This window comes from Aeromonas sp. 62-46 (assembly GCF_001898585.1).
GTDB classification, from domain to species: domain Bacteria; phylum Pseudomonadota; class Gammaproteobacteria; order Enterobacterales; family Aeromonadaceae; genus Aeromonas; species Aeromonas caviae.
In genome coordinates, this window is record NZ_MKUI01000051.1 from 35,465 (window position 1) to 47,449 (window position 11,985).

The 11,985-nt window shown below is 61.7% G+C and carries 15 protein-coding genes; 1 reads left to right on the plus strand and 14 read right to left on the minus strand.

Annotated elements, in window-relative coordinates:
- Positions 1 to 25: 25 nt before the first annotated feature.
- The 5 genes from BGO64_RS16645 to BGO64_RS16665 all read right to left on the minus strand — a co-directional run bounded on the left by BGO64_RS16645 (position 26) and on the right by BGO64_RS16665 (position 4,039).
- On the minus strand, positions 26 to 1,792 hold the full coding sequence (locus BGO64_RS16645; protein ID WP_010675841.1) for a peptidoglycan glycosyltransferase FtsI: 1,767 nt from the start codon (positions 1,790 to 1,792) through the stop codon (positions 26 to 28).
- Positions 1,789 to 2,103: a cell division protein FtsL gene (ftsL, locus tag BGO64_RS16650; RefSeq protein WP_010675842.1), complete on the minus strand. Its 315-nt coding sequence runs from the start codon at positions 2,101 to 2,103 to the stop codon at positions 1,789 to 1,791. Before ftsL ends, BGO64_RS16645 begins: the two co-directional genes overlap by 4 nt.
- 3 nt (positions 2,104 to 2,106) lie before the next feature.
- Positions 2,107 to 3,045 carry a 16S rRNA (cytosine(1402)-N(4))-methyltransferase RsmH gene (gene rsmH / locus BGO64_RS16655; protein WP_042015088.1) on the minus strand — a complete coding sequence of 313 codons (939 nt, stop codon included), beginning with the start codon at positions 3,043 to 3,045 and terminating at the stop codon, positions 2,107 to 2,109.
- On the minus strand, positions 3,046 to 3,504 hold the full coding sequence (mraZ, locus tag BGO64_RS16660) for a division/cell wall cluster transcriptional repressor MraZ (RefSeq protein WP_039040489.1): 459 nt from the start codon (positions 3,502 to 3,504) through the stop codon (positions 3,046 to 3,048). It abuts the gene before it with no gap.
- A 238-nt stretch (positions 3,505 to 3,742) separates the two neighbouring features.
- On the minus strand, positions 3,743 to 4,039 hold the full coding sequence (locus BGO64_RS16665; protein ID WP_041211797.1) for a hypothetical protein: 297 nt from the start codon (positions 4,037 to 4,039) through the stop codon (positions 3,743 to 3,745).
- A gap of 255 nt (positions 4,040 to 4,294) precedes the next feature.
- Between BGO64_RS16665 and BGO64_RS16670 the strand changes: the two genes are divergently transcribed.
- Complete coding sequence (locus BGO64_RS16670) at positions 4,295 to 5,152, plus strand: lytic transglycosylase domain-containing protein (RefSeq protein ID WP_213320157.1); 858 nt, start codon at positions 4,295 to 4,297, stop codon at positions 5,150 to 5,152.
- Here the strand turns inward: BGO64_RS16670 and BGO64_RS16675 are convergent.
- The 9 genes from BGO64_RS16675 to lafB form a co-directional block, all read right to left on the minus strand.
- Positions 5,088 to 5,546 (minus strand): PilZ domain-containing protein, encoded by a 459-nt coding sequence (locus tag BGO64_RS16675; protein ID WP_042015087.1) that lies wholly within the window; start codon positions 5,544 to 5,546, stop codon positions 5,088 to 5,090. The genes BGO64_RS16670 and BGO64_RS16675 overlap by 65 nt on opposite strands.
- Positions 5,533 to 6,480: a lateral flagellar motor protein LafU gene (gene lafU / locus BGO64_RS16680; RefSeq protein ID WP_213320004.1), complete on the minus strand. Its 948-nt coding sequence runs from the start codon at positions 6,478 to 6,480 to the stop codon at positions 5,533 to 5,535. The genes BGO64_RS16675 and lafU overlap by 14 nt, the downstream gene beginning before the upstream one ends.
- Positions 6,480 to 7,337: a lateral flagellar motor stator protein LafT gene (gene lafT, locus BGO64_RS16685; RefSeq protein ID WP_041211799.1), complete on the minus strand. Its 858-nt coding sequence runs from the start codon at positions 7,335 to 7,337 to the stop codon at positions 6,480 to 6,482. The genes lafU and lafT overlap by 1 nt, the downstream gene beginning before the upstream one ends.
- A gap of 50 nt (positions 7,338 to 7,387) precedes the next feature.
- Positions 7,388 to 8,098 carry a lateral flagellar system RNA polymerase sigma factor LafS gene (gene lafS, locus BGO64_RS16690; protein WP_045522170.1) on the minus strand — a complete coding sequence of 237 codons (711 nt, stop codon included), beginning with the start codon at positions 8,096 to 8,098 and terminating at the stop codon, positions 7,388 to 7,390.
- A gap of 5 nt (positions 8,099 to 8,103) precedes the next feature.
- Positions 8,104 to 8,562 (minus strand): lateral flagellar basal body-associated protein LafF, encoded by a 459-nt coding sequence (gene lafF / locus BGO64_RS16695; protein ID WP_041211801.1) that lies wholly within the window; start codon positions 8,560 to 8,562, stop codon positions 8,104 to 8,106.
- Positions 8,563 to 8,601: 39 nt separating this feature from the next.
- Positions 8,602 to 9,645, minus strand: coding sequence for a flagellar hook-length control protein FliK (locus BGO64_RS16700; protein WP_410487674.1), 1,044 nt, complete (start codon positions 9,643 to 9,645; stop codon positions 8,602 to 8,604).
- Positions 9,642 to 9,980 carry a hypothetical protein gene (locus BGO64_RS16705; RefSeq protein WP_041214009.1) on the minus strand — a complete coding sequence of 113 codons (339 nt, stop codon included), beginning with the start codon at positions 9,978 to 9,980 and terminating at the stop codon, positions 9,642 to 9,644. Before BGO64_RS16705 ends, BGO64_RS16700 begins: the two co-directional genes overlap by 4 nt.
- A 120-nt stretch (positions 9,981 to 10,100) precedes the next feature.
- On the minus strand, positions 10,101 to 10,493 hold the full coding sequence (gene lafC / locus BGO64_RS16710) for a lateral flagellar export chaperone LafC (protein WP_042864849.1): 393 nt from the start codon (positions 10,491 to 10,493) through the stop codon (positions 10,101 to 10,103).
- A 39-nt stretch (positions 10,494 to 10,532) separates the two neighbouring features.
- Positions 10,533 to 11,816 (minus strand): lateral flagellar capping protein LafB, encoded by a 1,284-nt coding sequence (lafB, locus tag BGO64_RS16715; protein ID WP_202044632.1) that lies wholly within the window; start codon positions 11,814 to 11,816, stop codon positions 10,533 to 10,535.
- Positions 11,817 to 11,985 lie beyond the last annotated feature (169 nt).

Below are 11,985 nucleotides of genomic sequence, written 5' to 3' on the forward strand. Positions count from 1 at the left end.
GCCGATGGAAAAAGCCGGATGCCCGTCAAGTACGCGGTGCGCCATTGTTGGCCTCCGTGCGGGCAAGCTTGGCGGGTACCTCGGGCGGGATCGCATCGGGACGGATGTTGAAGAGCTGCAACACGCCTCCCATGGCCTCCGCAAAGGGCGGGGTCGCCACGGCACCGCCGTAGTAGGCATCCCCCTTGGGCTCGTTGATCACCACCACCATGACGAAACGGGGATTGCTGGCCGGCGCGAAACCGGCAAACCAGGCCATGTAGTCCTTGCCATAGCCCCCAGCCACGGCCACCTTGGCGGTACCACTCTTGCCACCGACCCGATAACCGGGGATCTGGGCCTTGGGAATGGCATTGCTGACCACGTACTCCAGCGCCTGCAACATGGCAGCGGCGTTGTTGTGATCGATGACCTGCTCACCCTTGGGCGGCTTGGTCACCTTGATGATGGAGAGCGGAACCCGCTTGCCCTTGTTGGCCAGGGTGGCGTAGGCGGAGGCCAGCTGCAGCGGGGTCACTCGCAGACCATAACCGAACGACAGGGTGGCTCGCTCGATGTCGGACCAGCGGCGACGCTGGGGCAGCATGCCGCTGCTCTCCCCCATCAGGCCGCTGCCGGTGTCCATGCCGAAGCCCACCATGCTCAGGGTGTTGATCATCTCCTGGGCCGGCATCCGCAGCGCGATGCGCGACATGCCGATGTTGGAGGAGTAGCGCAGGATGTCGTACAGGTTGGTCGCCTTGTGGATACTCACGTCACGGATCTGCTTGGCCCCGATGAAGAGGGGGCCGCCCGGGATGAAGTCCTTCCAGCTGGTGACACCGGCTTGCAAGGCACTAAGCAAAATCAATGGCTTGACCGTGGAACCCGGCTCATAGGTATCGGTCACCACCCGGTTTCGCACCCGGAAACTCTGGTACTGGCCGCGGTTGTTCGGGTTGTAGGAGGGGGTGTTGACCATGGCGAGCACCTCGCCGGTCTTCACATCCAGCATCACCATGGAGCCGGAGGTGGCCTTGTTCTCGTCGGTGGCCCGTTTGAGGGCGCGATAGGCCAGCGCCTGCACCCGCTGATCGATGCTCAGTTGCAGATCGTTGGCGTGCTTGCCCTCTTTCACCAGGCCCAGGCGCTCGATGACGCGGCCCTGCCTGTCCTTGCGCACCCTCATCTCGCCAGGGGTTGCGGTCAGCCACTCGTTGTAGCTGCGCTCAATCCCCTCGATGCCGCTGCCATCGATGTTGGTCACCCCCACCAGGTGGGAGCTTATCTCGCCGGTCGGGTAGAAACGGCGCGCCTCGGGGCGCAGATAGATGCCCCCCAGCTTCAACCCCTTGATGTACTCGGCCACCGCAGGCGTCACCTGCCGCTGCAGATAGACGAAGCGCTTGCTCGGGTTGGCGATGCGATGCTTGAGGGTGTTGATGTCGAGCTTGAGCACGGCGGAGAGTGCCAGCCAGGCACGCTCGTTGTGGATGGCACCGGACTCGTGCACCGTCTTGGGATCAGCCCAGACCGCTTCGACCGGCACGGATACCGCCAACTGTTCGCCATTGCGGTCCGTGATCATGCCGCGCACCGCCTGGGTGGAGGTGGTGCGCAGGGAGCGCATGTCCCCCTCCTGGCGCAGTCTGTCCGGATCGATCACCTGGATCCAGGCCAGCCGCAGGATCAGCCCCGCAAACGCGATGCCGATGAAGAAAACCAGGGTCCGAAAGCGCCACGGGTAGAGTGAGGGTGCTTTCGCCTTGGCTTTGTCCTTTGCCGGAGCCTTGGTGGCGGCCTTGCGTGTCATGGTTGTGTAATTACCTTTTCAGTGGTCACCAGGGGACGAGCCATCTGCAACTTGTCCATGGCCAGACTCGCCACCCGGGAGTGCTCAGCCAATGTGCCCTGTTCCAGCAAGAGGTGGCGCCACTCGATGTTGAGCCTGTCCTCCTCCGCCATCAGATCGTTCTGCTTGGCCGTCAGACCCCGGGTCATGTTGGTCACCAGGATCACCGCAAAGGCGGTGACCAGCACGGCGACGGTCAACAGGACCTGCAACTTGTGGCGCCAGAGATCCGCAACGATCTCCCTGGCGAGGTGAACGCGCACGTCGCTCATCGTTTACTCCGCAAGACGCTCTGCGACCCGCAGCACCGAGCTGCGGGACCGGGTGTTTTCATTGACCTCGTGGTCGGAAGGCTTGAGCGCCTTGCCGATCGACTTCAGCTTGCGACCACCGGCAAGCTGGGCTTCGGTCAGGGGGATGCCGTGGGGTACTTCCGGACCTTTCTCATGCTTGCGAATAAAATGCTTCACCAGCCGATCTTCCAGAGAGTGGAAGCTGATGACGGAGAGACGGCCGTGAGGAGCCAGCACGTCCAGCGCGCCGTTGAGGGCGGTTTCGATCTCGTCCAGCTCGCTGTTGATATAGATGCGGATGGCCTGGAAGCTGCGGGTCGCCGCGTGCTTGCCCTTCTCCTTGCTCGGGTTGACCCGGGCAATCATCTCCGCCAGCTGGCGGGTGCGTACATAGGGCTCGGTCACCCGGTCGTGCACGATGGCGCGAGCAATCTTCTTGGCGAAGCGCTCCTCACCGAAGGTTTTCAGCACCCAGGCGATGTCGTCCACATCGGCACGGGCCAGCCACTCGGCGGCACTCTGACCGGAGGTGGGATCCATCCTCATGTCGAGCGGGCCGTCCTTCATGAAGCTGAAGCCACGCTCGGCATCGTCAAGCTGGGGGGAGGAGACACCGAGATCCAGCAGGAAACCATCGACCTTGCCCAGCAGGCCGCGCTCTGTCAGATAGCGGGTGATGCCGGAGAAGGGACCGTGCACGATCTCGAAACGGGGATCCTGGATCTTGGCCGCCTCGGCAATGGCCTGGGGATCCCGGTCGATGGCGATCAGACGGCCATTGGGGCCCAGATGCTGGAGAATGAGACGAGAGTGACCACCCCGGCCAAAGGTACCGTCGACGTAGATACCGTCCGGCTTGATGGCCAGCCCTTCGACGGCTTCGTGCAACAGCACTGTGATGTGTTCAGCGGCTTGGGTCATTTATAAAGAAAAATCCTGTAGTCGTGGTGAACTTGCCCAGTCGTCCTCGGGCAGGCCCAGGATGTCGTCGTTGATCTGTTGTTGCCAGCGGGCTTCATCCCACAGCTCGAATTTGTTGAGCTGACCCACCAGCATGACTTTCTTGTCCAGCCCGGCATGGCTGCGCAGCGGCTGGCTGAGCAGCAGACGGCCATTGCCATCCAGTTCGCATTCGGCCGCGTGGCCGAGCAGCAGACGCTGCAGGCGGCGTTCCGCCGGGTTGGTGCTGGAAAGGGTCTTCAGCTTGCGCTCCACCTCTTCCCATTCATTCAGGGGATAAAGCAGCAGACAGGGATGGGCGATGTCGATGGTGCAGACCAGCTGGCCGTCGCATTCGTCGCGCAGCCAATCACGAAATTTGGTCGGAATCGCCAACCGCCCCTTGCTGTCCAGGCTGATGGCGTGAGCGCCACGCAACAAATTGCAGTCCCCGAAGGTGAGTTATGGGGGCTAGATGCCCAATAAAACCACTTTGATCCACTTTTCTCCACCATGAAGTTTAAGGACGAGCAGGGGGCTTTTCAAGCAAGGATCTCGGGCATGGGGAACATATTGACGCAGCGTGATGGGACTACCGATTAAATGAATTGATTTTCCACAAGTTATTCATGGGGGAATTAAATCATCCCGGCGAAGTGTGCCTCGTAATTAATCGATTTCACGGGGAAATGATGAAACGGAACAGCACGACGGCGCACAGGATAATGCTGACGCCCACCACGGGATAGATGATGTATCCATCCCCTACCCGACGGGCTCGCAGCACCACCAGCTGGCAGAGCAGCAGGTTATAGACGATGAGAAGAAAAGTCAGCAGTAGATTGGCGCCCAATGTCAGCTCGTCGGCATACATGATATAGAGCCACATCAAACCAAAATTAACGAGGATCAGATAAAGCAGAAATTTCTGAATCGCCCTGCCCGCCTTTGGGGTCTTTTTTACTCGTGTTATCATGCTTATCACGTCCTGGATACCACATGAACAGTCGACAGATATTGTCAAAAACTGTTGAGATACATCGTGTTTTTATCATTTTCCCGCCAGGCTCTGTCCGCTGTTGCCAAAATATCCCTGCGCCTTCTCCCCGGGCTCTCGCTACTGAGCAGTGCCGTTTGTTACTCCTATGATCATTATCACTGGCAGGCGGGTTTTCCTACCCCCGTTGTCGGCCCGGGTGCCGAACTGGTCAACGAGCAGACCCGCTTTCTGCTGCGCCAGCGCAGCCACCTGCAAACGAGGCTCGCCGAGTCCCAGCCCATGATCCGCTGGGTCACGGAGCAGGTTCAGACGCGAAAACTCCCGCCCATGCTGGCACTGCTGCCCCTGATCGAGAGCAGCTACCGGCTTGACGTGATCTCCTCGGCGGGCGCCGCCGGGCCCTGGCAGTTGATGCCGGATACCGCAGCCCGCTTCTCCGTCCCCATGACAAACGGCTTCGATGGCCGCTACTCCCTGCCATTGGCGACGGAGGCGGCGCTCTCCTACCTCGGCTGGCTGCATCAATTCTTCGGGCAGGACTGGTTGCTGGCACTGGCTGCCTACAACGCGGGAGAGGGAAGAGTACTGAAGGCGGTGCTCAACGGCGGGACACGCAATGTGTGGGAGTTGCAATTGCCAACCGAAACTCGCCTCTATGTGGCGCGCTTCCTCGCGCTCTCCCAATTGCTGGATAGAGCGGCGCAGCACGGGTTTGTCCTGCCGCCCTGGCAGGCGGGAGAAAATATCCGGGTATGGCGGCAGCCGGGGGGCTGCTCATTGCTGGAGTGGGCCATGGAACGGGGGGTTGCCATGAACGAGGCAAGCCGGTGGAATCCCGCCTGGCGATTGCCCGATCCCCGGGAGGTGAGTGACTGCCCCATCATTTATGGCGGGGGCAAGGCCCCTCCTGCCCCGCGTCATCAAGAGACACGCCCGCAGCTGGTGCGGGCCGTGTCCCTGGAAAGCCTGCACGATCCCCTGCTGTTGCTGCCTGCACGGGGACTGGACATGGGGCGGGGAGGCCTCACTCTTGAGCGGTTGCCGGATCCACTGGGATTGGAGCAGGCTCGCCCTCTGCTGGCGCCATGAAACAGTGGCGCCAGTGGCTCAGAACAGGCGCGAGATCCACCGAGTCAGGATCGACCCATCGCGCGCCGTAGAAGCTGAGGTACTGGCCTATGGCCCTGCGATGGGTGATATGACAGGCCAGCACGATCCGCGGTGACAACGACAGGCTGACGTTATCGGGCAAGGTAAAACGGGCGGGGGCGAGGAAACCGACCCCACCCGGTCCGATATCCTTGATCACCGCCCGTCCGATGCGCTTGTCGAACAGCAGGCCGGAAACCATGAGCCGGGCCGCGATGCCGCAACTCTGGGATTCCAGGGGCGTGGTCCCGTCATGGAGATACCAGCGCGGCAGTTTGCGCCTGGGATCCTTGAACGGTGTCACGGGGGGCAGATCGGCATCAGGGGTTTCCATGGGCAACGGCGTCCTTGGCTGTCCGGGTGGCGGCTTGGGTTTGGGCACTGAACAGCTGCTCCAGGCTCTTTTCCGCCTGGGTCGTCATCACCAGCAACTCGATGCGGCGGTTCTGGCTGCCTTTGGGATCGGCGGTGTTGTCCAGCATGGTATCCGACATGGCGACCACCTGACCCACTCGCTCGGGGGGCATGCCGCCAGCAAGCAGGACACGCCTCGCCATCATGGCGCGATCGGAGGAGAGCTCCCAGTTGCTGTAGTTGTCACCGGCAAAGGGGGTGCTGTCGGTGTGGCCCGAGATCATGACCCGGTTCTCCACTCGCTGGAAGACAGGGGCCAGTGCCATCAGCAGGTGGCGGAAATAGGGGCTGATCCGCGCACTGCCCCGGCTGTACATCTCGCGCTCGTCATCGTCGCGGATCAGGATCCGCAGACCCTGGGGCACCAGTTGCAGCTCGAGGTTGTTTCTGGCCTGCATCTGATCCGCCATGGATCCGATGAAACCGGCCAACTGCGCCATCTGCTTCTCTCCCTCAATCTTGCCCGCCAGCAGGCTCTCATAGCCTCCCTTGGCGCCATCGGTAAAGATGCTGCGATCCCGCTCCATATGTCTGGGCATGCGCTGCCCCTCCTCCACGAACTGGGGACTCAACTCCTCCAGTACCGAGGGGTTGCCGCCAAGATCCACCGGATAGGGGCTGTTGCTGATGTCGAACGGGTTTGCCTCGCTGTCCATGATGCTGTAGTCGCGCAGACGGCTGGCCACCACATCACGCTCCTCCTGGCTGGAGACGGCCAGGATCCAGAGCACCATGAAGAAGGCCATCATGGCCAGGGTGAAGTCGGCGAAGGCCACCTTCCATGCACCGCCCCCCTTGGGAGCGCTGCTGCGCCGCTGCTGGCGCTTGATGACGATCTGCTCGTGGTTGCGCATCACATGGCCCTGTTGGTCACCCAGTCTTCCAGTTCGAGGAAGCTGGGTTTCACGTCAGGCTCCAGCATCTTGCGGCCGGAATCGACGGAGAGCAGCGGCGTCTTGCCCCGCAGCTGGGCGATCAGGATCGACTTGATGCACATCAGCATGCCGATGCGGCGCTTGACCATCTCCTCCATGGCATTGCTGATGGGCTCCAGCAGGCAATAACAGAGGAAGATGCCGATGAAGGTGCCCACCAGGGCGGCCGCCACGTGTACGCCTATGTTGCTGAGGGGGCCGTCGAGCTGCTGCATGGTGATGATGATCCCCATCACCGCCGCCAGGATCCCGAAGCCGGGGCAGGCCTCCCCGGTCTTGTGCAGCGCATGGGCGGGCTTGAGCATGTCCTCCTCGATGGCCATGATCTCCTGCTCCAGTATGGTGTCGAGCTCATGGGGCGTGATCTTGCCCATGCCTAGCAGACGCAGGTTGTCGATGATGAAGCCCAGCAGTTGCGGATCTTCCGATACCTGGGGATACATGAGGAAGACGGAGCTCTGCTGCGGATTCTCCACGTGCTCGTCCAGCGCCTTCATCCCCTTGTTGCGGGTCTCTTCCAGCAGTTGGTGCATCAGGGTCAGCAGTTCGCGATAGATCTCCTTCTCGTCCTTGTTGGACTTGAAGCAAAGCTTCATCTGGCGCCACATTTCATGCATCACCTCCTTGGAATTGCCAAGGAACATGGAACCGACCGCCGCCCCTATGATGATGATGAGTTCGGCAGGCTGCCACAGGGCGATGGGGCGCCCCCCGGCCATCATGAAGCCGCCGATCACACATACGAAAATGACACCAAGACCAATCTGTTTTTGCATGGATGCTCCCGCAGAAATCAACAAGACTCCCCCCGCGGGGAGAGGCATAACTATATGGAGTCGACCAATCGCTGCTTGAGCTGAAGGACGCACTGCTTGTGGAGCTGGCACACCCGCGACTCGGTCAACCCGAGCACCAGTGCAATCTCCTTCATGTTCAATTCCTGCTGGTAATAGAGGGAAAGCAGCAGCTGTTCACGCTTGTCCAGGGTGCCGAGCACCTTGCCAAGGGTCATGGCCAGATCCTGATCGTCAGACTCGGATGCGGGCGCCCTGCCTCCGTTCTCCAGCCACTCCTCCAGACTCTGCAACGCCTCGGCCTGGCTCGCATAGGCGAGCTGGCGCACCTCCTCGACGGTGCAGGAAAGCGCCTGTGCCAGCTCCTGCTCGGTCGGGTTGCGCCCCAGACGGTTGAACAGCTCCCGCTGTACCTGGTTGTGACCGTGCACCTGCTGGCGCAGCTGACGGGGGCGCCAGTCGAGGCGCCGCAGCTCGTCCAGCATGGCTCCCCGCACCCGCTTGAAGGCATAGCTCTCGAACTGGGCATCCGGTTCACCCCCATAGCGACGCCAGGCTTCCAGCAGCCCCATCATGCCGACCTGCTCCATGTCCTCCTGATCGAAGCTGGCGCTCACCTGACTGCGCAGGTGAGTGGCTGCCCGCTTCACCAGAGGCAGATAACGGCTCAGGATCACCTGCTCACCGGTGCGGGGAGCGGAGGCGGTCAGTTCGCAGGGAGTATCCCAACCAGCGTCCATCATGTTCGCTACTGCACCAGGACCTTGGTGACCAGCACTTCATCCAGATAAGGCTTGTAGCCATACCCCTCCAGGGTTCCCACCAGTTTGCCGAGCAGAGAGGTCTGCAGGGCCGAGATGTTCTGCAGCTCCTGCTTCACCGCCTCATGGGAGCGATGGCTGAAATATTGCACCATGGCATTGCGGATCAGGGGGGTCAGCTCGTTGAGCGTCTCCAGCTGCTGGGGATTGTGGGTGACCAGCGCCAGCTCCAGCACCAGATAGTGGGGCTCCCTGTCTCCCTCCAGGCTGATGACGAAACGCTCCATCGGTTTGAACAGCGGCGTCTTGCTCAGCTCGGGCTTGGCTTCTGCCAGGCCCAGCCAGACGGCAACCGTATCCCGCTTGAGATAGGCGCCATAGGCCAGCGCCGCCAGCAGGCACAGCGCCATCATTATCACCATCAACCACTTCATGACACGCCGCATAATTTGAAATCACTCTCGCTATTGCCAGATCTTGAAATGTCACACCAGGGTGTTGAGCCAATCCTGGCCAGCACTGCCCGATGCGTCCTGTTCTTCCTGCCACTGTCGTCGACCTGCCAGGATCTTCTCCTGCTGCCAGCGATCCCCCCGCTCCTGCTCTCCCCCCTGGCCCACGTTCACCTCGACACCACCAGCATGATGGGGAGCCAAACTCATGCGAAGCCGCTCCATCGACTGGATCAGGGCTTCACGCACCGCCGGGTTGGTCACGTTGAGCTGCACGTTGAGCCGATCCCCTTCCATCCTCACGGTCAGTTCGAGGCGACCCAGCTCTGGGGGATCGAGGCGGATATGGGCTTGCTTGATGCTATGGTTTACCTGCAGCTCGACCCTGTCTTTGAGCACATCGACCAGCTGCTGGCCCCACTGGGCCTCGCTTGCGGCAAGACGCGCCGGTGCCCACTGGTATTCCGCAGGCCTGGCGGCAGAGAGCGCGGGCGACAACCCCGCCATTGCCTTGAATTCGGTGACGCTGACCTCCCGCTCCGGGGCGGGCTCCCCGGGAAGAGGCACCACCACTGCCGCACTCCGGGTCGCAGGCTGCTCGCCCTGGGTGGTTGGCTGGAGCATTCGCATGGCCAGCTCCCCGGCGGGTTGAGGGAGGCTCTCTTTGCCAACGGAAAGCGGCGGCACCGGCATCCGCTCCCCTTCCATTCGCTCGAACCCGCTGAGGGCGCGCAGCACAGGCGAGGAGGCGGGTTGCACCTCCCCGACGGGGGCAAGGCCGCCATTCGATGACAAACGGGCAGGAGGAAGACGTCCCTCCTCCTGTCGGACAAAAGGTGGTGGCATCTGGTTGAAGGCGGCGAGTTGCTCTGCGACATCCGCAGCCACTTCGACGCTTTCCGCCTGCTCCGTCTCGTCGACGGGGGCGGAAGGGGCGGTGGACGGAGGAAGCATCGCCTCCTGCGGAAGATCCAGAGGCTGGTACTCTTCCCCCTGACCGTCAGGCTGGCGGGAGAGGCGGGTAAAACCACCGGATGGGGAAGCGGGCAGTGTCTCTGCCACGGGGAGAGGGATCATGCCCATGTCTGCGCCTCGTCGTAGGCCTGCAATCCTTCCCGCTTGCGGGAGAGGCTGTCCCACTCCTGCTTGCGCAGCGCCGTTTCCTGCTCACAGAGCGCGAAGGCTTCCCGATGCCAGTGGCGCACCTGATCCCGGGCCGGCATCAGGGATTGCCACAATGCAGGCTGACTGTTCAGATGCGCCACCAGCTGGGCCAGACGCTGGTCCGCCAGCCGCACCGCATCCCACTGTCCGGCGCGGGCCTGCTGCAAGATAAGACGCCCGAGCCCCAGGAGCTGGCGCTGACGGGTCTCGCGTTCCGCACCGGGGGGCACGGCTCCTGTCATGGACATGATGATGGCCTCAAAATAGGACGACCTTGCGGGCAAGCAAGGAGCAGGCCAAATATATAAACATTATATTTCAATACGTTAGTTCCGACCTTTGCCCCATGAGGAAGGTGGATTTCCGCATCAACGGGGATGGCGGGCCATCGCTTCCCAACCCTCTTTCAGCTCCAGCAGGATGCGACGCACCTCTGCAAAGCCCGCGACATCGTTGCCCACACTGATCTCGAACAGCCGCTGGCCGCAGTAGTCGTACAGACGGTGCAGGTTGCTGGCCAGCTCCCCGCCCTTGTCCATGTCGAGGGCACTGTCGAGCCCTCCCAGGATCTGCAGACACTTGTTGATGGACTGCCCCTTGCGCTCGTACTGCCTGGCCAGAATGTGGCCCTCGGCCCTGGCTATTTCGTCGAGCAGGCCATCCATCAACATCAGCACCAGCTGGTGCGGATCGGCGCTCGCGGCCTTGGCCTGGGTGGCGGCGAACTGGTAGGCGTCATAGCCTTCTTGGGGTTCAAACATGAAAAACTCGCTTATTCAAAGTGTTACGGGCTAGCCGTCTCACAAGCCGCCCATGGTCTGCAACATCTGGTTCATGGTGGTGAACTGATTGAGGTAGCGCTTATACGCGGAATCCATGCGCCGATCCAGCGCCTCCATCCGCTCATTCACCCGCTTCTCGTTCGCTTCAAGACCTGTCTTGCGTCCCTTGAGTGCACCGTCCCGCTTGGTATAGGGGTCCAGGGCATTACTCATCCGCTTGAGCAGACCATCGTCGCCCATGAGTGCCTTGCCGAGCAGCTCGGGATCCTTCTCCAGCGCCTTGTTGAAGTCGGTCTCGTTGAAGGAGAGCTTGCCCGCCTTGTCGGTCTTGATCCCCAGGCTCCCCAGAGTCAGATCATCGGGCAACTCCCGCACGCTGCGGGCAATCACGCTCTTGAGGCTGCGTACCCCGCTGTCGGAGGAGAGGGCTCCCGGCGCCTTGGGATCGCTGGAGGTCATCTTGGCCAGCTCATCCACCAGCTCGTTGTAACTGTCGACAAACTTCTTGAGGGAGCCGGTAACCGCCTCCTTGTCCTGATCCACCGTGACCAGCAGCGGAGCGTCATCCGCCTTTTGCGCCTTGGTCAGCTGGAACGTCAGGCCATCCACCACGTTCTCTATCTTGTTGCTGGCAGAGGTGATGGTGAGAGGGTTGTCCCCCCCCATGCGCAGCTTGGCGTCCTGCGCCTGGGTGATGTCCGTCTTGCCGGCCATCGCCACCCCGAGGGCATTGGCACCATCCCCGCTGTACCCCAGGGTGATGGCGTTCTCCACGCCGCTCTCCTTGCTGGTCAGTACCATGCTGACCTTGCCGTCGGTACGTACCAGGGTCGCCTTCACCCCCGGGTTGTCCTTGGCATTGTTGATCTGGGAGACCAGATCCTTGACGGTGGCGCCAGCCGGGAGGGAGGCCAGGTCGATGTCCAGGGTCTTGCCCTTGACGGTCAGGGAGAAGACGCCGTCTGCCGGCAGCGGTGCCGTGTCACTGTCAAGCTGCAAGCCGACCTGATGGGACTGGGCAAGCTGCTCCACGAAGAAGCTGTACTGACCCGAGCTGGCCTTGCCATTGCTCGTCACCGTCATGAGCCCTTCCTGGGACAGGGTGGCCTTCTGAGCCTGCAGGCTGCTCGCCTTGTTCAGATCCTTGAGCAGGGTCTGGAAACTCGACAGCTTGGTGGTGAGGCTGCTGATGGCGCTCTGCTGAGCCTTGACGCTGTCCAGCTGCTTCTTCAGCAACTTGTCCATGTTCTGGCGCTCGACGGCTACCAGTTGCATCGCCGTGCTGGCCGGATCTATTTGCATCTTTATCCCCTTATTCGGTGGCATGCCTGTTGGAAAAGACCGGCTCGGCCCTTTCCAACCGGCAAGCGGTTGTCAAACAAGAGCCGCCCCTCTCGGGGCGGCCCGGCAAACCATCAACGCAGCAGGGAAGTCACCATGCCGGTCATCTGGTTGGAGTTGGACAGCACGG

Coding starts and splice junctions, on each gene's coding strand:
- BGO64_RS16645 (WP_010675841.1), bottom strand. CDS start 1,792: ATGACACGCAAGGCCGCCACCAAGGCTCCGGCAAAGGACAAAGCCAAG.
- ftsL (WP_010675842.1), bottom strand. CDS start 2,103: ATGAGCGACGTGCGCGTTCACCTCGCCAGGGAGATCGTTGCGGATCTC.
- rsmH (WP_042015088.1), bottom strand. CDS start 3,045: ATGACCCAAGCCGCTGAACACATCACAGTGCTGTTGCACGAAGCCGTC.
- BGO64_RS16665 (WP_041211797.1), bottom strand. CDS start 4,039: ATGATAACACGAGTAAAAAAGACCCCAAAGGCGGGCAGGGCGATTCAG.
- BGO64_RS16675 (WP_042015087.1), bottom strand. CDS start 5,546: ATGGAAACCCCTGATGCCGATCTGCCCCCCGTGACACCGTTCAAGGAT.
- lafU (WP_213320004.1), bottom strand. CDS start 6,480: ATGCGCAACCACGAGCAGATCGTCATCAAGCGCCAGCAGCGGCGCAGC.
- lafT (WP_041211799.1), bottom strand. CDS start 7,337: ATGCAAAAACAGATTGGTCTTGGTGTCATTTTCGTATGTGTGATCGGC.
- lafS (WP_045522170.1), bottom strand. CDS start 8,098: ATGATGGACGCTGGTTGGGATACTCCCTGCGAACTGACCGCCTCCGCT.
- lafF (WP_041211801.1), bottom strand. CDS start 8,562: ATGCGGCGTGTCATGAAGTGGTTGATGGTGATAATGATGGCGCTGTGC.
- BGO64_RS16700 (WP_410487674.1), bottom strand. CDS start 9,645: ATGATCCCTCTCCCCGTGGCAGAGACACTGCCCGCTTCCCCATCCGGT.
- BGO64_RS16705 (WP_041214009.1), bottom strand. CDS start 9,980: ATGTCCATGACAGGAGCCGTGCCCCCCGGTGCGGAACGCGAGACCCGT.
- lafC (WP_042864849.1), bottom strand. CDS start 10,493: ATGTTTGAACCCCAAGAAGGCTATGACGCCTACCAGTTCGCCGCCACC.
- lafB (WP_202044632.1), bottom strand. CDS start 11,816: ATGCAAATAGATCCGGCCAGCACGGCGATGCAACTGGTAGCCGTCGAG.